Below are 18,312 nucleotides of genomic sequence, written 5' to 3'. Positions count from 1 at the left end.
TTAATGCTATATCTATATCTTTTAAAAAATCTTAGGATGAAACATCCTAGGATTTTTTTTTTCTCATTATTAATTTAGAAAAAATTGTATAAAAGTGGTGTTTTTGGAAAAAATGGAGGCTATATAAGATTGGAGGGTTCTGCAATATGAAACGACATTTCTCAATGATAATACTGTTTACTTTATTATTTTCTGTATTAGGTCAAGCAGTACTAGCACAAGAAAAAACCAGTACTGAACTAGTGAATAGTGTTGCATCAGCAGTACTAATTGAAAGGGATACAGGAACCATTATGTACGATAAGAATAGTCATGAAAAACTACCTCCCGCAAGTATGACCAAAATCATGACTATGCTATTAATAATGGAAGCGCTTGATGAAGGCAGACTGACGATGGACGAAAAGATCCGGGCAAGTGAATATGCCGCTTCAATGGGCGGTTCACAAATTTTCTTGGAACCTGGCGAAGAAATGACAACTAAGGAGCTTTTGAAAGGAATCGCTATTGGTTCTGGTAACGATGCTTCTGTTGCAATGGCTGAGCGAATTGCAGGGTCAGAGGAAGCCTTTGTTGAGTTAATGAATAACAAGGTAAAAGAATTAGGTTTAAAAAATACGAAATTCCAAAATACAACAGGATTACCTGCAAGTGATCATTACAGTACAGCCTATGATATGGCAATGATGGCTAAGGAATTATTAAAGTATGAATCGATAACTGAGTTTACAGGTCAATATGAAGATTATTTAAGGGAGAATACGGATAATAAATTTTGGCTCGTAAATACAAATAAGCTAGTACGGTTTTATCCGGGTGTTGATGGATTAAAAACAGGCTTTACTAGAGAAGCGATGTACTGCTTAACAGCAACTGCTGAAAAAAATGGTATGCGCGTTATCGCAGTTGTATTTGGCGCTCCAACATCAAAAGAGAGAAATGCACAAGTGACTAAATTATTAGATTTTGCATTTAGTCAATACGAAACGCATCCAATGTATAAAAGAGGACATTCCTTAGGGAAAGCAGTGGTTAGTAAAGGTGATAAAAAGTCTATCAACGCGGTTACAAGTGAACCCATATCGCTATTGACTAAAAAAGGTGAAAGCATAGAAAAGGTGCAAAAGAATATTACCTTACAAAAGAAATTAAAAGCACCTGTTTTAAAAGGAGATCAAGTTGGGACCCTTAAACTCGTTAAAGACGGAAAGGTACTATCTGAAAGTCCTTTAGTTGCAAATGAAGATGTAAAGGAAGCTAACTGGTGGAAGCTGTTTAAGCGTTCATTTGGTATGTTCACTAAATCTAATTAGTTAATAACCTTTGTCGAAAAGATAAAATTCTTTTCTTCTTTTGGCGAAATTACACTAGTTTTGTCTGTTAGAAGGAAATAGAGGTCTAAAAAGCGAATTTGACTCACTATACCAGATGAAGGAGGCTGAGGATAGTGAGTCTTAAAATTGACTTGGAAGTGAAAAATGATGTTTTATGTATCCGCCTAGAAGGGGAGTTGGACCATCATACAGCAGAAGACTTACGTAATCTCGCTACAAACGCAATTGAAAAGCACCAAATTCGCCATATTCTTTTAAATTTAGAGCATTTATCATTCATGGATAGCTCTGGTTTAGGAGTTATTCTAGGTCGATATAAGCAAATTAAACAACTTCATGGAGAAATGGTTGTTTGTGCCATCTCCCCTGCAATTGAGCGGCTATTTGATTTGTCTGGCTTGTTTAAAATTATGCGACTTGAGCCGACAGAAGAGTTTGCATTGCAAAGTTTGGGGGTGGCGTAATGAAAAATGAGATGAAGATTCAATTTAGTGCGTTAAGTCAAAATGAATCATTTGCCCGTGTAACGGTCGCATCTTTTGTAGCACAGCTTGATCCGACAATGGATGAACTAACCGAAATCAAAACTGTCGTTTCTGAGGCAGTTACCAATTCTATCATACATGGGTATGAAAATGATCCATCAGGATTTGTGTATATTAATGTCACTATAGAAGAGGGCTTTATTGATATAACCATTAAGGATGAAGGTATCGGTATTATTGATGTTGAAGAAGCGATGCAACCTTTATTTACAACTAAACCAGATTTAGAAAGATCTGGTATGGGATTCACTATTATGGAGAATTTCATGGATGATGTGGAAGTATTTTCACAACCAGGCCAGGGAACCGAAATAAGATTAAGAAAGCATTTATTAAAAAGCAAAATGCTATGTAATTAAGGAGACTTGTCTATGGATGTGGAGGTCAAAAACGAAAAAACACAAACCTATTTAAAAGATCATGAAGTTAAGGAATTAATAAAAAAGAGCCAAGATGGAGATCAAGATGCAAGGGATACCATTGTCCAAAGAAACATGCGCCTTGTCTGGTCGGTTGTTCAACGATTTATTAATCGTGGCTATGATCCAGATGATTTATTTCAAATAGGCTGTATCGGCTTGTTAAAATCCGTCGATAAATTCGACCTTTCTTATGATGTTAAGTTTTCTACTTATGCAGTTCCGATGATTATCGGAGAAATCCAAAGGTTTATTCGTGATGATGGTACAGTGAAGGTCAGTCGTTCCCTAAAAGAAATGGGTAATAAAATTCGTAAAGCAAAAGATGAGTTATCAAAAAATTTAGGCCGTGTTCCAACGGTAAATGAGTTATCAGAATATCTCGAACTAACACCCGAAGATATTATTCTTGCACAAGAAGCTAGTCGTACCCCATCTTCCATTCATGAAACTGTTTATGAAAATGATGGCGATCCGATTACGTTACTTGATCAAATTGATGATGGCAATGAGGGCAAATGGTTCGATAAAATTGCTTTAAAAGAAGCAATCCGCGAGCTCGATGATCGTGAACGATTAATCGTCTATTTAAGGTACTACAAAGATCAGACACAGTCAGAGGTAGCAGCACGTTTAGGCATTTCTCAAGTTCAAGTTTCTAGGCTAGAAAAGAAAATACTACAACAAATGAAGGACCGTATGGATCTCTAAGATTCATGCGGCTTTTTTGTGTGCTTTCGAATCCAGCTGCAGCGCCTAGCCCCTCGAGGTCATAAGTCACTCCAAGTAAGAAGGCAAAAAGCAGCCTTCTTACTTGGAGCGTCTTATGCTTGTCGGGGCTGATCAAGGCGCTTCCGCTTTTTACATTTATTGGTCTTCATGAAAAAATTGTCCTTAACAAATAATACTTATACAAGGAAATCCATGTGTGGGAAGTGAATGTTTTGGAAAAAACAATCTACATTCGCATGAGACATCGAGTTATTGTTCACCAGGATATATTGGTTAAGTTTCAGGATATCGCTCAGGTCATCGCTGATGAAGAAATTTATCAAAAAATTATCGCCATTCCCATACACAAGATAACAAAGCAGGACAATAACATCATCATTATTGATGTCATGAAAGTAATTAAACTGATAAATACCTTATATCCTGACGCTGATATACAAATCATCGGTCCCACTCAAACCATCATAGAAGTAGTTAGTAAAAAGAGAGGCGTTTCCATTCCTTTATTTATATTAATTTGGCTATTACTATTTTTTGGTGCAGCAATGGCCATAATGAATTTTCACGAAGATGTAAGTATGAAAGCAGTCCATCAACACATTTATACCATTATCACTGGCACCTATAATCCCCATCCACTTATATTTCAAATTCCATACTCAATTGGTTTAGGACTTGGGATGGTATTATTTTTTAACCACATTTTCAAGAAACGAATTAATGAAGAGCCAAGTCCGCTAGAAGTGGAGATGTTTAATTACCAGCAAAATCTGGATCACTACGTCATCATGAATGAAAATAAAGAAAGTATGTTAAAAATTGATGACCATTAGTATTCTGATTGTCATGTTTATAGGACTTGCTGGTGGATTAGCAGTTGGAACAGGTTATGTGGCTTTTTTGACCGTACTTGGAGTCATACCAAGACTAACACAATTAAGCAAAACAATGAAAATGATACATTGGTATGAATGGGCTGTTGTAATGGGGGCATTAACGGGAGTTTTAGTTAGTTTGGAGGATGTTATTCTTTTTCTTAAATCATATTTCTTGATACCAATAGGTTTGGCTACAGGGATATTTTACGGGATGGTTGCGGCAGCGTTAACAGAGGTATTAAATGTCTTACCTATTTTGGCAAAAAGAGTTGGTGTTGATGGGAAAATTACCATTCTGCTCATGGCACTTGTGTTGGGGAAAATTTTAGGGTCTTTATTTCACTGGATTTACTTTGTCAAATTGTAAAATTGGGTAAATTAACAGCGAAAGGAATCCATATATGGAAAAACAAAGACAAGTGATATTAATAACCGATGGTGATGACTATGCAAGACGGACACTGGAAATGATTGCCCGTGAAATAGGTGGTAGATGTATATCGATGTCGCACGGTAATCCAACTGTCAGGTCAGGACCTGAAATTGTTCGTTTAATTAAGAAAGCTGCAAATGATCCTGTATTAGTCATGTTTGATGATAGTGGGCTTACGGGGGAGGGGGCTGGTGAAAAAGCCTTAAAATATGTAGCGAATCATCGAGATATCCATGTCTTAGGTGTTCTAGCCGTTGCATCAAACACCCATCATAAAGAATGGACGAGGGTGGATATATGTGTAGACCGTGATGGGAATCTGACTCCATATGGGGTAGATAAATATGGCTTACCGGATTTAGAAATAGGTAGAATTAGCGGTGACACTGTGTATTGTTTAGATGAACTTGACGTCCCAATAATTGTAGGTATTGGTGATATCGGGAAGATGTCCAAACAAGACCATTTTGATATAGGTTCACCAATCACGAAAATGGCCATTGAACTTATCTTAGAAAGGAGCGGAACAAATGGTGCAACAGAGCATATCGAAAAAGATGTTACCTGAATCTTTAGATACAATTGAAGATTACATGAAAAGAAATATTGGATTAGGTAAAAGCTTTGATTTAGGTGTTAGAAAACTAAAGATATTGAGAAAAGATATCCATATATATTATGTTAATGGTTTATGTGACACACAATTTATCATTAATTTATTTGAAGAATTAGTCGAAATTAATGATCATGAAAAACTGTCTACAAATGTTTTTGGAATCGTAGAAAATCGATTAATCCACCAATCTGTCAACAGAATCAAATCAATGGATGAATTAGTTGACCAAGTTTTATCAGGGTTAATTGTTGTTGTAGTTGAGGGTGAAAGAGAAGGCCTGGTTGTAGATGTAAGGAGTTATCCTGGAAGACAGCCTCAAGAACCTGATACTGAAAAAGTAGTACGTGGAGCTAGAGATGGCTATACCGAAAATATAATTGTTAATACAGCACTAACAAGAAGGCGTATTCGAGATGAAAAACTTAGATTTGAAATTATGAAAATAGGCGAACGGTCTAAAACGGATGTTGCAATCGGTTATATCGAAGATGTTGCCGATCCAGATTTAGTAGAAATTATCAAAAGAGAACTAAAATCCATTGAAACAGATGGTTTAACGATGGGAGATAAAACGGTCGAAGAGTTTATGTTAAAACAAGGATATAATCCATTTCCACTCGTTAGATATTCAGAAAGGCCAGACGTGGTTTCTGCGCATATTTTAGAAGGTCATGTCGTTATTTTCGTGGATACTTCACCAAGTGTAATGATTACGCCAACAACTTTCTTTCATCATGTTCAGCATGCGGAAGAATATCGCCAATCTCCAACAGTTGGAACATTTGTAAGATGGGTTCGATTTATTGGAATTTTTACGTCCATTTTCTTTTTACCATTATGGTTTTTATTTGTTCTAGAACCAGATTTATTACCAGGACGTCTTGCATTCATCGGTCCTAATGAAACAACTAACATACCGATAATAGCTCAACTGTTTATAGCTGACATAGGTATTGAGTTTTTACGAATGGCAGCTGTTCATACACCAACCTCGTTATCGACCGCTATGGGTTTAATTGCAGCCGTATTAATAGGACAAATTGCCATTGATGTTGGGTTGTTTGTTCCAGAAGTCATTTTATATGTAGCCGTAGCAGGAATTGGTTCCTTTATGACCCCAAGCTACGAATTAGGAATAGCTAATAAAATTGTCCGGTTGATTCTGTTAGCGTTAGTGGCCATTTTTCATGTACCTGGGTATGTAATAGGAGTAACTTTATTTATTTTATTACTTGCAAGCATCCGTTCGTTAAATATCCCATATTTTTGGCCGTTCCTACCTTTTAGCCCAATGGCCTTTTTGAAAATCTTAGTTCGACAATCCGTCCCAGGGTCAAAGCTTCGTCCAAGCATTACACATTCTAGAAATAGATACCGAGAACCGAGTAATTCATAACTTTACCATTTCCACCTTTTGGACTTGCAGTTTAAAATAAGTTATGTTAAAGTTTTTTTAAAATTAAATAAAATGTAGAAAAATGTTAGTAGACAGTTTCTTTATAGATTCTGTCTATTTCTTTATTAAAATTTATTAAATAGTAACCTGTTATAGGAATGAGGGAATAGGCATGCATTTTTACGGTTCGGCTAAAATCAATAATCGTCACCACCTAGAAATTGGTGGAGTTGACACTGTTGAATTAGTAGAGAAATACGGTACCCCTTTATATGTTTATGATGTAGCATTAATTCGTGAACGAGCACGTGGTTTTAGAGATACGTTTAAGCGGCTTGGAATTAAAGCCCAGGTTGCCTATGCTAGTAAAGCCTTTTCTACTATTGCTATGGTACAACTTGTGAAGGAAGAGGGATTGTCATTAGATGTTGTTTCAGGTGGAGAATTATACACGGCGATAGCAGCACAATTCCCAACTGAAAAAATTCACTTCCATGGAAATAATAAAAGTATCGAAGAATTAAAAATGGCATTAGATTACCAAATTGGTTGCATCGTTGTTGATAATTTCTTAGAATTACATTTACTTATGGACTTATGTGAACAAAAAGATACGAAAACACAAATATTATTACGGGTTACTCCAGGAATAGAAGCTCATACACATGACTATATTTTAACTGGGCAAGAAGATTCCAAATTCGGATTTGATTTGCAAAATGGACAAGCTGAAAAAGCGCTCAGAATGGCACTCGAATCGGACAGACTTGAGGTATTAGGAGTACATTGTCATATAGGGTCTCAAATATTCGATACAACTGGCTTTGTACTAGCCACTAAAAAAATATTCGAAAAGTTAAATGAATGGAAATCTGGCTTTGGTTATATTTCCACGGTGTTAAACCTTGGTGGTGGGTTTGGGATTCGTTATACACAAGAGGACGAACCAATCCCTGCATCTAGTTACGTTGAAGAAATTATTTCAGAAGTGAAAAATCAAGTGGTAAAATATAATATGGAACTACCTGAGATTTGGATAGAACCTGGTCGTTCATTAGTAGGTGATGCAGGAACTACTTTATACAAAATAGGCTCAACAAAAGAAGTTCCTGACGTCAGAAAGTATGTTGCTGTTGACGGTGGAATGACTGACAACATTCGACCTGCTTTATATCAGGCAAAATATGAAGCTGTTCTTGCCAATCGGCCTTTAGATGAAGTGGAGGAAAAGGTATCGATTGCTGGGAAATGCTGTGAATCTGGTGACATGTTAATTTGGGATTTGCCATTACCAAAAGCAGATAATAATGATGTGTTAGCTGTATTCTGCACTGGTGCATATGGCTATTCAATGTCAAATAATTACAATAGGATTCCTCGTCCACCAGTTGTTTTTGTCGAAAACGGTATCACACAACTTGTTGTAAAACGAGAGTCCTTTGATGACTTAATCCGTTTAGATGTAGCTTTAAAAGAACAAGTAAAACTTTAACAAGTTGAAGAGGTTAACCCAAATAAAGCTGGTTAACCTTTTTCAATGATTGTTTAGCCTATAAGGAGTTGGTTAGGATTAAGACTAGTAATGGGAAACTTTTCTTATTTCTTCTATTAATTGCAATTATTTGGGGAGTCATTTACATCTTTTTTATTCTTCCAACAAAATAACATGATTGAAGTCTTTTCGTTAATGTAATATGATAACCAATAGATATATGCAACAAACTTATTGCTATACATATAATATGAAAAAGTTTATTCATTTACTTATTTGGAGAAAATAAGACATTAGTGAGGAAGAATCTGTTCTTTTTTGCAATAATGTTAGAAAAGAGCTTTTATAATGAGGGATATATATGCTAATTCGCTATAAAAAAACATTTGAAAAAATTGCCATGGGATTATTATCCTTTATGCCAAATGAAAAGGATTTGAAAAAATTACAACAAACCATGAAAAACTACGAAACGGATGATTCGTGGCATTTGTTTCTTTGGAAAGACGAGGACATTATTGGATTAATAGGTGTTACCTTTCATGATGATCAGTCATATGAAATCCAGCATATTTCAGTAAACCCTTCACATCGAAAACAAGGTATTGGAAAGAAAATGGTTCAAGCTGTTAAAGAGATATATCCAGGTAAATCTATACTTTCAAATCAATTAACAGAAGCGTTTATAAATAAATGTGAAAATGAATAACATATTTATACTAAAAACCCGAATAATCCCCTTAGTTTAGGGGTGCTATTATTCGGGTTTTTGGTACTAATCACATTGTGTTTTTTTACGTTGAATAAGAGCATTTTGTCGTTCAGTGATAATATCTGATCTGTCTCTAATCTTATGTCTGTTGATTAAGCTTGCATCGTATAAATCACTTTCTTTACCCCAATCTATTTGAGATATTTCTTCTTGAGAATAGCATTGAGATAATTGTTTGTTGCTTAATCGAAGGGGGAGAGAGTAGCTTTGATAAGAATTACTTTTTTTAAGATTTATCATATGGTTCTGTAGTAGTTCTGTAAATTGTTCAACATTAATATCTAGATTTGCAACATTTTCTTTTTGATTATGAAAAATGGCTATTGCTTTTTCTAATGTCCTAGTAGCACCAGGGAAATTGTTTCGTCTGTGATGATAATTAGCTACCGCCAGAAGAATAAAGCCAACCCAAATGGAGTTTTTTTGTTGGTCTGTTTCTTCCTTCCAATATTCCTCTAAAATTTCATGACATTCAAAATAATCACGATCTACATGAAAGTGATATAAATATTTTATGAATGCAATTGGAATCAATGCAACTCCTCCATTCTCTAATCCTTTTTTATGATATTCTTAAGTGTAACCTTAAAAACAACTAAATTTAAGTTTATAATGAAAAGGGGATATTTACTATTGTTAAAGCTTGACCCCCCCTCTATACGTAGTGAATATTTTTAAGTAAAATAGACTTTATACACAACACGGATGTTTTCGCATAACGTATATATTTTATAAAATAAGGTGAAAACAGATTACATAAAAGAAACTTTGGTGAGAAATCATGCATTATCAAGTTAAAATTGATACTTTTGAAGGTCCGTTAGATTTGTTATTACATCTAATCAATCGTTTGGAAATTGATATTTATGATATTCCAATGTCTGAAATAACTGATCAATACTTAAATTATATAAAAACAATGAAGGAACTACATTTAGATGTTGCTAGTGAATATTTAGTGATGGCAGCAACTCTCTTAGCTATTAAAAGCAAGATGTTACTTCCAAAGCATGAAGAAATAATCGAGGAAGATGACATGGATATGAATTACGAAGAAGACCCACGGGATGAGCTAGTTGAAAGGTTAATAGAATATCGTAAGTATAAGGAAGCTGCTGAGGACTTAAAAAGCCTTGAAGAGGAAAGAAATCTAATGTTTTCCAAACCACCGAGTGATTTATCAGAGCTATCAAAGGATATTCAAGTAGAAAAAGTAGAATTAAATGTTACTATTTATGACATGCTTGGGGCTTTGCAAAAGATGATGAGAAGGAAAAAGTTGCAAAAACCACTTGCGACAAAAATAGCTAGACAAGAAATTTCGATAGAAAAAAGAATGAATGAAATTCTCGTTGAACTAAAAAGCTTTAAAGGTCGAAAAAGTTTTTATGAACTCTTTCCTTTTCCTCAAAAAGAACATATTGTCGTAAGTTTTTTAGCTATATTGGAATTGATGAAGCGACAAGAAATTCATATTGAACAGGAAAAGAATTTTGCAGAGATATTTGTCATGTCTCTGGAAGGAGCTGAGCTTGTTGGGAATTATTAATTGGACAGCAATCGTAGAGAGTCTATTATTTGCAGCAGGTGATGAGGGATTATCATTAAAACAAATATCAGCCGTTCTAGAAGTAGAAGAAAGTATGGCAGAACAAATCATTCAAGAATTACTCGATGACTACGAAAATGAAAATAGAGGGATAACAATCGTTCAATTTGCTGGAACCTATCAATTGGCAACAAAAAAGGAAAATGCCTCTTACTTAAGAAAATTAGTTGAGGTACCTAGTAGCTCAAGTTTGTCACAAGCTGCTCTTGAAACATTAGCTATTGTCGCTTATAAACAACCAATTACACGTGTAGAAATTGAAGAGATTCGTGGAGTGAAATCTGAACGTCCACTACATACACTAATAGGTAAAGTTTTAATAAAAGAAGTAGGAAGATTTGAAGGGACAGGTAGGGCTTATTTGTATGGGACTACAAAGGAATTTCTCGAATGTTTTGGACTTAAAAATCTAGATGAATTACCTCCACTTCCAGAAAAATTCGACGATGATTTTGTTCAAGAAGAGGCAGATTTGTTTTTCGAAAAATTTCAAGAAACGATGAGTTCTAACGGATAACAAGTTAAATATATGCTAAAATAGATGCAAGAAATTAACGGGAGGGCACTAGGATGATTATTACCGAATGTAAAGGATATGAACTTGAAAAGGAAAAACCAAATACATCTGAAGACTACTTTAATCGTAGCGAAATTACATATATAGAGGATGGAGTTGAAAAAAACCTCCATGTATTATATGTTCGGTATTATGAGGAGCAGCTTAACAAGTACACCCCTTTTGAAGTGAATCCTGTATTTCAATTTGAAGGTAACGAAATATATCTCAGGGATTTAGTAGCTCTTGTATGTTTGATGAAGAATCCCGGACTACGTCACCGTAAACGATTATATATAAATACAGAGAAAGAATTCCAACATTACTTCCAAGATATTAACTTTGAGAAAATCAAAGAGTTATTAAGTGATCTATTGAATAAACCACGTGTTGAAATCAAATCTCCACTCCAGTTTATTAATCAGCCAAATTAAGAGGGGGACTTATCAAATGGGGAACATGATAGTTGAAGCGCAAATAAATGAAGTCACAAAGCATTTAGCCAAGACCATTCATTCTATTGAGCAGTTCTTAAATGAAACTACTTTAGATATGTTAGTTAATAATCATATTGATAAGCTTGATTATTATAAATTGTTCCTCTCGCAGTGTAGAAAAGTATTAGTCTATAGTGAAGAAAGATTTGAAGAAGCACAAATTATTCAAAAGGCCATACCCTTTCCAAAACAAATAGCAGAGAAGATTTTATATAAAATTTATCACCAATGTATAGAAGAATTTTTTTCACCTAAAAGTGATGTTTGGTATGAAGATAGTCGGGCGGCTTATACTGGAAAAAATGCTATTTGCTTTAGACAGGAAGTTACACCTTCAATTCATCTGCTATTTCAGCAGCTTGAAGGTGGTTTTCAGTATTTACGAGAAGAGCTGGAGTACTATGAAACTGATTACAAAACTAAATTACTTCAATCAAAGTGAGTAGTTCATTGAACTGCTCTCTTTTCTTTTTTTAGAACGTTATCTCCATAGGCACATAAGATGTAGGTGGAATGCCAAAAGAAGAAATGAGGGATTGTATGAGCCATTTTGGGAAATACGTACAAGACTTATTTGAATGGAATGAGGATATGAAATCATTTTTACAATCTGAAAATGTTGAAAAAGAGGAAGGGATTTGGAAAAGCTTAGGCAGGTTCACGGAAATAATTGAAACTGTAGGTGGGCAAATGGATCAAAACAGTATGCTCCAAATTCAAAAAATGGCTGAATCTCTTCATGATGAAGTGGAAGAGTATATTAAAGGGAGACAGGATTTAGGTTCAATTTGGGGAACACAGTCACCTATTGTGGAGGCTGGAAAACATAAGTTACCTGTCCTTACGTATCCCTATAATGGATTAGAACCGTATATTTCAGAAGAAATTATGAAATTGCATCACGATAAACATCACCGTTCCTATGTAGAAGGCTTAAATAACGCCGAAAAAATGTTAGTTGAAGCTAGGAAGAATAATGATTTTGCTCTAATTAAACATTGGTCTAGGGAGCTTGCTTTTCATGGATCGGGTCATTATCTTCATACAATATTTTGGAATAACATGAAACCAAATGGTGGTGGGTTACCCTCAGGGAAACTATTAAAGGAAATCAATCGTTATTTTGGAAGTTATGAACATTTTAAAAAGCAATTTTCAGAGGCAGCTAAACAAGTAGAGGGCGTAGGATGGGCACTCCTTGTGTGGTCACCTAGATCTCATCATCTAGAGATTTTACAATCTGAACGCCATATGATACTTACCCAATGGGATACGATTCCGTTACTAGTACTCGATGTTTGGGAACATGCTTATTACTTACAATACAAAAATGAAAAAGGAAAATACGTAGATAAATGGTGGAATATTGTGAATTGGGAAGATGTTGAACAACGGTTCGAAAAAGCAGCACATTTAAAATGGAACCTGTTTTAATCTCCTAATGAGTGAATTGAGGATACTTCGTCCAATTTATTGTCATAACCCTTCCTGTCCTGCATAAACTTGTACAAACGCTCTTAGAAGGAGACTTGTGACCAAATGAAACGTTTTGTAAGGTTATGCACCATTTTTCTTGCAGTCTCACTTATTTTTGTCAATTTCCCTCAAATGACCGCCGCAACTGTTTCAGTTAGCGCTAGTAGTGCTGTGCTTATGGACCAAGAATCCGGACGGGTTTTATTTGGTAAAGACGCTCATGAAAAAAAGAGAATTGCAAGTATAACAAAAATTATGACTGCTATTCTAGCTATTGAATCTGGGAAATTAGAAAAGATGGTTCAAGTTAGTGCTAAGGCAACGAGAGCAGAAGGTTCTTCGGTATATTTAAAGCCCAATGAAAAAATAAAACTAGAAGATCTTGTTTACGGCTTAATGCTTAGGTCGGGCAATGATACCGCAGAAGCAATTGCAGAATATGTCGGTGGGAGTCTCGATGGTTTTGTTTTTTTAATGAACCAAAAAGCGAAAGAAATTGGGATGGCAAACACGAACTTTGGGAATCCACATGGGTTAGATAATTTTGAGGACCATTATTCAACCGCATATGACATGGCTCTTTTAACTCGATATGCTATGCAAAATGAAACATATAGGGTCATTTCAGGAACTAAGATCCATAAAGCACCCAATCCTGAAGAAAAGTGGGACCGAGTTTGGCGAAATAAAAATCGGTTACTAAGTAAATACAAATATACTACAGGTGGTAAAACAGGTTATACGAAGAGAGCCAAACGCACGCTAGTAACTACAGCAACTAAGGGTGATATGGATTTAATATCCGTCACATTAAATGCACCAGATGATTGGAACGATCATATCTCGATGTTTGAATATGGTTTTCAAAATTACGATTTAGTGGAAGTAATATCAAAAGGAAAAATCGATAAGGTAAAAGATAAAAGTTATCAGAATCATATCTTCTTTAAACGCTCCTTTACTTATCCAGTGAAGGAGGAGGAGAAAGAGTTAATCTCAGTAAAGTATAAACTTATCAAACCAACAAAAGAATGGCTGAAGACAAATCCAGAGGTAGTTGGAAAAGCAATTGTTTATTTGGATAATAGACCGATTGAGGACGTATCTATTTTCTTTAAACAGGAGCTGAAAGAGGAGAAAAAGTTTACTGAATACTTTAAAAGTATATTTCTTTCTATTTTAAGTGCAGGCAAGACGAATGGTTAACTATATTTGGGTTGGACTGACAATTATTGGATTAGTGTTTGCAGCGATAAACGGGACAATGAATGAAGTGAATGAAGCAATCTTTAAAGGTGCTGCGGAAGCAGTAACTCTTTGTATCAGCTTAATAAGTGTCCTAGTGTTTTGGTTAGGAATGATGAAAATTGCTGAAGACTCGGGTCTTCTGAACAAGCTAACAGCACTATTTAAACCTTTTGTAAGACGTATTTTTCCGGATGTCCCTTCAAATCATCCAGCATTAGGATATATATTATCTAATATGATTGCAAATATGTTCGGCTTAGGAAATGCGGCGACACCCCTTGGGATAAAGGCGATGGAACAGTTAAAGGAATTAAATGGGGGGATTAATGAGGCTAGTCGTTCGATGGTGACTTTTTTAGCATTAAATACGGCTAGTGTTACATTAGTTCCAACTATGGTTATTGCCATACGGATGAAGTACGAATCTGTCTCTCCAACTGAAATTGTGGGTCCTACGCTTGTTACAACTATTTTATCTGCAATAGCTGCCATTTTAATAGATCGCTTTTTTTATTATCGCCGTATTCGAAAAGGATGAGATATGATGGAGATTATATCAGGAATTTCATTATGGATTATACCTGTCATGATTGGATTTATTCTAATGTATGGCACCTTCAAAAAAGTTCCCACCTATGAAAGCTTTGTTGATGGGGGAAAAGAAGGTATTAAAATTGCGGTGTCTATTATCCCTTTTCTTGTTGGAATGCTCGTCTCTATCTCCATTTTTCGAGCATCGGGAGCATTAGAATATCTAATGAGTTGGATTGGTCCTGGGCTATTAGCCATCGGTGTCCCACCTGAGATACTTCCGTTAGCAATTATTCGACCGATATCAGGAACAGCAGCATTAGGGATGACGAGTGATTTGATAGCGACACATGGACCGGATTCATTTTTGGGAAGACTTGCCTCCGTTCTACAAGGGAGTACGGATACAACGTTTTATGTACTCACCGTTTATTTTGGAGCAGTAGGGATTCGGAAAATGGGTGATGCATTAAAGGTTGGCCTTTGGGCAGACTTAGTTGGAATAATTGTAGCCATTATCGTTGTGACATTATTTTTTGGTGCGAATTAAAAATAAGAGTAAGAAAGAACTCGTAAACATCAATTTACGAGTTCTTTCTTTTTTAATGAAAACGGCTATTGTTAATAATTATTTAATGTAATAAACACTTACTTTGAAAATGTGACAACTTATGTCATAATTCATATGGAAGTTAAATAATATTCTTATTTTATATTAGGATAATATAGGGAATTATTATACGAAAATCTTAGAGGTGACATAAATGGAAAGACTTCAAAAAGTAATTGCTCACGCTGGTGTTGCATCAAGACGTAAAGCCGAAGAGTGGATTAAAGAAGGTAGAGTAAAGGTAAATGGCAAAGTGGTTAAAGAATTAGGAATAAAGGTTTCACCAAATGATCGAGTAGAAGTGAATGAAATCCCTCTTGAAAGAGAGGCGCCTGTTTACTTCTTATTTTATAAACCAAGAGGAGTAATATCTAGTGTTAAGGATGATAAAGGGAGAAAAGTAGTAACAGACTTTTTCCCATTTACGGATAAAAGGATATATCCTGTAGGACGATTAGATTATGAGACATCAGGTCTTCTTTTAGTGACGAATGATGGTGAATTTGCAAATCTACTCACGCATCCACGCCATGCCATTGATAAAACGTATGTTGCGAAAGTAAAAGGAATTCCTTCCAAGGAACAGTTAAGAAAGCTCGATAAAGGAATTAAGTTAGAAGATGGAGTAACCGCACCTGCTAGAACAAAACTTTTATCGTCAGATAATCAGAAACAGACATCAATCGTTGAAATAACGATCCATGAAGGTAAAAATCGTCAAGTAAGAAGAATGTTCCAAGCAATTGGTCACGAAGTGCTGAAATTAAAACGAGAAAAATACGCTTTTCTAACATTACAAGGTTTAGGTACTGGCGATATTAGAGAATTAACACCTCATGAAGTAAAACAACTGAGGACTTTAGCACAAAAAAGTTCATAGAACTGTCACAAATGTAAAAAAGGAAAACAACGTGTCTATATTAATAAATGGTATAATGAGTGAGTATTTTTTAAGGGTTAGGAGGATACATATGAAGCAAAAACGGTTAGTAATAAGATCGATTATTCTAGTTATTTTAGCTACAGCTGTTGCCTATACCTTGTATGCCAATTTTACTAAAGATAATGTGAAGGCGGTTAATGTAGGCTCAAAGGCACCAGATTTTGCACTAGTCGACTTAAATGGTCAAAAACATAAATTGTCGGATTACAAAGGGCAAGGAGTGTTTTTGAATTTTTGGGGTACATGGTGTAAGCCTTGTGAAAAGGAAATGCCTTATATCAACAATCAATACCATTACTTTAAAGATAAAGGCGTGCAGGTACTAGCTGTAAATATTGGGGAATCTGATTTGGCTGTATCCAAATATGTCGAAAGAAAAAAAATGGATTTTCCAAATGTAATAGACAAAGATTCACAGGTTCAAAATGCATATGGGGTAAATCCTTTGCCAGTAACATTTCTAATTGACCCAAATGGGGATGTCGTTAAAATACATACTGGTGCTTTAACTGAGTCAATGGTGAATGAATTTATGACACAAATACAACCTTTAAAGGAAAAATAATAGTAAACTTTAAAGAAACAGGAGTTTTATGTATGAAAGAGGTAAAGTGTGAGTGTGGTCACGTAAATCCTCATGGCACCGTTTTTTGTGAAGCCTGTGGGAAATTGACTAAGGAACAAGAAGAAAATAAGAATTTGTTAGATATGAGATATGAAGGAAGTGCTCGCCGCTCCCAAACGTATAATAAATCAGTAATTGATAAAGTTTGGAACTTCTTCTCTTCAGTAAAAGTTGGTGTTTGGCTAATTGTTATTACATTAAGCGCATCTGCTGTCGGAACGATATTACCGCAAGAGATGTATATACCAAACACGATGCCAGCTTCAGAATATTATGCTGATCAATATGGATGGATGGGTAAATTATATTATCAATTAGGATTTCATAATTTGTATAGTTCTTGGTGGTATTTGATATTAATTGCGTCTATTGGAATCTCTTTAGTTATCTGTAGTTTAGATCGTGTTATACCACTTTATAAAGCATTAAAACGTCAACGTGTTACAAGACACGAGGGTTTTTTAAAGCGACAACGTGTTTTTGGTGAATCTCCTTCACTTAATCAGGATGAAATCGAAGATATTAAGCAAAAGTTAGTAAAGAAACGCTATAACGTTAGAGAAGAGAACGGTAACCTTTTAGCTGAAAAAGGGAGATTCTCTAGATGGGGTCCTTATGTTAATCATGTTGGACTAATTATTTTTCTATTTGGAGCAATGCTCAGATTTATTCCAGGAATGTATGTGGATAAGGTCTTATGGATTCGCGAAGGAGAAACGAAAGTAATTCCTGAAACAAATGGAGAATACTACCTGAAAAATGAAGAATTCATTTTAGACATTTATGATAAAGAAAAAGATAATGAAGCTTTCGATAAAGCTTTAGACAGAGTTGGAATGGTAGTGAAAAATTACCAATCAAATGTTGTTTTATTACAAAAGGAAGGCGATACCATCCCAGGTGAAAAGCCTGAGCTTAAGAAAATAAAAGAATATCCGATTCAGGTCAATAAGCCATTAAAATTTGAAAACTTTGCACTCTATCAAGTAGATTATAAATTAGATGAATTAAGTAAAATGTCATTTAAGCTAACAAAAAAAGATTCGGATCAATCATTAGGTGATATCACAATCAATTTAATTGAACCAGAGAAAGAGTTTAATTTAAAAAATGGCTACTCTGTAGAGTTAAAAAGTTATTTTCCTGATTTTGCATTTGATGAAAATCAGGAGCCTACTACGAAATCGAGAGTTCCAAATAATCCAGCATTTGTGTTTAATGTCATTTCACCTGAAAATCCTGAAGGGGAAATGAGTTTTGTTGCTATTCAACAAACTATTGACCCAGGTGAAGATAATTTGTACAAAATGTCTTTTAATGGAATTGAAACAAGAAATGTGTCTGCGTTAACTGTCCGTAAAGATTTAACACTATGGACTATTGCTTTTGGTGGTCTCATCTTTATGATTGGTGTAATTCAAGGGGCATATTGGAATCATCGTCGAATTTGGATTCAACAAATTGGAGGAACTACTTGGATTGCTGCACATACAAATAAAAATTGGCATGGGATAAAGCGTGAAATTGGTCAACTCATTGATGGTACAAAGCTAACAGAGCCTATGGATCAATCAATCAATGAGGAAAAGGAATAGGGGGA

22 protein-coding genes are annotated in these 18,312 nt (G+C 35.1%); 21 read left to right on the top strand and 1 reads right to left on the bottom strand.

What is annotated here, in order from left to right; all coding sequences use genetic code 11:
- The first annotated feature begins 146 nt into the window (after nucleotides 1–146).
- The 10 genes from LRP83_RS10290 to LRP83_RS10245 all read left to right on the top strand — a co-directional run bounded on the left by LRP83_RS10290 (nucleotide 147) and on the right by LRP83_RS10245 (nucleotide 8,554).
- Nucleotides 147–1,313: a D-alanyl-D-alanine carboxypeptidase family protein gene (locus LRP83_RS10290; RefSeq protein WP_230496609.1), complete on the top strand. Its 1,167-nt coding sequence runs from the start codon at nucleotides 147–149 to the stop codon at nucleotides 1,311–1,313.
- 134 nt (nucleotides 1,314–1,447) lie between these two features.
- A complete protein-coding gene (spoIIAA, locus tag LRP83_RS10285; protein ID WP_230496608.1) occupies nucleotides 1,448–1,798 on the top strand; it encodes an anti-sigma F factor antagonist in 351 nt (116 codons plus the stop codon).
- A complete protein-coding gene (gene spoIIAB / locus LRP83_RS10280; RefSeq protein WP_230496607.1) occupies nucleotides 1,798–2,238 on the top strand; it encodes an anti-sigma F factor in 441 nt (146 codons plus the stop codon). The genes spoIIAA and spoIIAB overlap by 1 nt, the downstream gene beginning before the upstream one ends.
- Nucleotides 2,239–2,250: 12 nt before the next feature.
- Nucleotides 2,251–3,009, top strand: coding sequence for an RNA polymerase sporulation sigma factor SigF (gene sigF / locus LRP83_RS10275; RefSeq protein ID WP_230496606.1), 759 nt, complete (start codon nucleotides 2,251–2,253; stop codon nucleotides 3,007–3,009).
- 233 nt (nucleotides 3,010–3,242) lie between these two features.
- Nucleotides 3,243–3,863: a stage V sporulation protein AA gene (locus LRP83_RS10270; protein WP_230496605.1), complete on the top strand. Its 621-nt coding sequence runs from the start codon at nucleotides 3,243–3,245 to the stop codon at nucleotides 3,861–3,863.
- Nucleotides 3,853–4,275 (top strand): stage V sporulation protein AB, encoded by a 423-nt coding sequence (locus tag LRP83_RS10265; RefSeq protein WP_230496604.1) that lies wholly within the window; start codon nucleotides 3,853–3,855, stop codon nucleotides 4,273–4,275. Before LRP83_RS10270 ends, LRP83_RS10265 begins: the two co-directional genes overlap by 11 nt.
- 34 nt (nucleotides 4,276–4,309) lie before the next feature.
- Nucleotides 4,310–4,909 carry a stage V sporulation protein SpoVABEA gene (gene spoVAEA, locus LRP83_RS10260; RefSeq protein ID WP_230496603.1) on the top strand — a complete coding sequence of 200 codons (600 nt, stop codon included), beginning with the start codon at nucleotides 4,310–4,312 and terminating at the stop codon, nucleotides 4,907–4,909.
- Entirely contained in the window at nucleotides 4,872–6,353 is a 1,482-nt protein-coding gene (locus LRP83_RS10255; protein WP_230496602.1) for a spore germination protein, read from the top strand. Before spoVAEA ends, LRP83_RS10255 begins: the two co-directional genes overlap by 38 nt.
- A gap of 172 nt (nucleotides 6,354–6,525) precedes the next feature.
- Entirely contained in the window at nucleotides 6,526–7,845 is a 1,320-nt protein-coding gene (gene lysA / locus LRP83_RS10250) for a diaminopimelate decarboxylase (RefSeq protein ID WP_230496601.1), read from the top strand.
- Nucleotides 7,846–8,206: 361 nt separating this feature from the next.
- Nucleotides 8,207–8,554: a GNAT family N-acetyltransferase gene (locus LRP83_RS10245; RefSeq protein ID WP_230496600.1), complete on the top strand. Its 348-nt coding sequence runs from the start codon at nucleotides 8,207–8,209 to the stop codon at nucleotides 8,552–8,554.
- Between the two features lie 66 nt (nucleotides 8,555–8,620).
- On the opposite strand, the gene LRP83_RS10240 is transcribed toward LRP83_RS10245, so the two are convergent.
- On the bottom strand, nucleotides 8,621–9,151 hold the full coding sequence (locus tag LRP83_RS10240; protein ID WP_230496599.1) for a DUF309 domain-containing protein: 531 nt from the start codon (nucleotides 9,149–9,151) through the stop codon (nucleotides 8,621–8,623).
- Between the two features lie 247 nt (nucleotides 9,152–9,398).
- Here LRP83_RS10240 and LRP83_RS10235 point away from each other — a divergent pair, with 247 nt between their 5' ends.
- The 11 genes from LRP83_RS10235 to resB all read left to right on the top strand — a co-directional run bounded on the left by LRP83_RS10235 (nucleotide 9,399) and on the right by resB (nucleotide 18,307).
- Nucleotides 9,399–10,166, top strand: coding sequence for a segregation/condensation protein A (locus tag LRP83_RS10235; RefSeq protein WP_230496598.1), 768 nt, complete (start codon nucleotides 9,399–9,401; stop codon nucleotides 10,164–10,166).
- Entirely contained in the window at nucleotides 10,153–10,743 is a 591-nt protein-coding gene (gene scpB / locus LRP83_RS10230; RefSeq protein WP_230496597.1) for an SMC-Scp complex subunit ScpB, read from the top strand. Before LRP83_RS10235 ends, scpB begins: the two co-directional genes overlap by 14 nt.
- Before the next feature lie 53 nt (nucleotides 10,744–10,796).
- Nucleotides 10,797–11,216: a hypothetical protein gene (locus tag LRP83_RS10225; protein WP_230496596.1), complete on the top strand. Its 420-nt coding sequence runs from the start codon at nucleotides 10,797–10,799 to the stop codon at nucleotides 11,214–11,216.
- 16 nt (nucleotides 11,217–11,232) lie between these two features.
- Complete coding sequence (locus LRP83_RS10220; protein ID WP_230496595.1) at nucleotides 11,233–11,721, top strand: DUF3907 family protein; 489 nt, start codon at nucleotides 11,233–11,235, stop codon at nucleotides 11,719–11,721.
- A gap of 98 nt (nucleotides 11,722–11,819) precedes the next feature.
- Nucleotides 11,820–12,713, top strand: coding sequence for a superoxide dismutase (locus tag LRP83_RS10215; protein ID WP_230496633.1), 894 nt, complete (start codon nucleotides 11,820–11,822; stop codon nucleotides 12,711–12,713).
- A gap of 105 nt (nucleotides 12,714–12,818) precedes the next feature.
- Nucleotides 12,819–13,961 carry a D-alanyl-D-alanine carboxypeptidase family protein gene (locus LRP83_RS10210; protein ID WP_230496594.1) on the top strand — a complete coding sequence of 381 codons (1,143 nt, stop codon included), beginning with the start codon at nucleotides 12,819–12,821 and terminating at the stop codon, nucleotides 13,959–13,961.
- Nucleotides 13,954–14,541, top strand: coding sequence for a nucleoside recognition domain-containing protein (locus tag LRP83_RS10205; protein ID WP_230496593.1), 588 nt, complete (start codon nucleotides 13,954–13,956; stop codon nucleotides 14,539–14,541). The genes LRP83_RS10210 and LRP83_RS10205 overlap by 8 nt, the downstream gene beginning before the upstream one ends.
- A gap of 6 nt (nucleotides 14,542–14,547) precedes the next feature.
- Nucleotides 14,548–15,084 (top strand): spore maturation protein, encoded by a 537-nt coding sequence (locus tag LRP83_RS10200; protein WP_230496632.1) that lies wholly within the window; start codon nucleotides 14,548–14,550, stop codon nucleotides 15,082–15,084.
- 214 nt (nucleotides 15,085–15,298) lie between these two features.
- Nucleotides 15,299–16,024 carry a 23S rRNA pseudouridine(2605) synthase RluB gene (gene rluB, locus LRP83_RS10195; RefSeq protein ID WP_230496592.1) on the top strand — a complete coding sequence of 242 codons (726 nt, stop codon included), beginning with the start codon at nucleotides 15,299–15,301 and terminating at the stop codon, nucleotides 16,022–16,024.
- Nucleotides 16,025–16,115: 91 nt separating this feature from the next.
- Entirely contained in the window at nucleotides 16,116–16,652 is a 537-nt protein-coding gene (gene resA / locus LRP83_RS10190; protein WP_230496591.1) for a thiol-disulfide oxidoreductase ResA, read from the top strand.
- Between the two features lie 32 nt (nucleotides 16,653–16,684).
- Entirely contained in the window at nucleotides 16,685–18,307 is a 1,623-nt protein-coding gene (gene resB, locus LRP83_RS10185) for a cytochrome c biogenesis protein ResB (protein ID WP_230496590.1), read from the top strand.
- The last annotated feature ends 5 nt before the right edge of the window (nucleotides 18,308–18,312 follow it).

Origin of the sequence: Pseudoneobacillus rhizosphaerae, from assembly GCF_917563885.1 — a bacterium.
In the GTDB taxonomy this organism is placed as follows: Bacteria; Bacillota; Bacilli; order Bacillales; family Cytobacillaceae; genus Pseudoneobacillus; species Pseudoneobacillus rhizosphaerae.
This window is presented reverse-complemented; position numbering and strand designations above follow the sequence as displayed.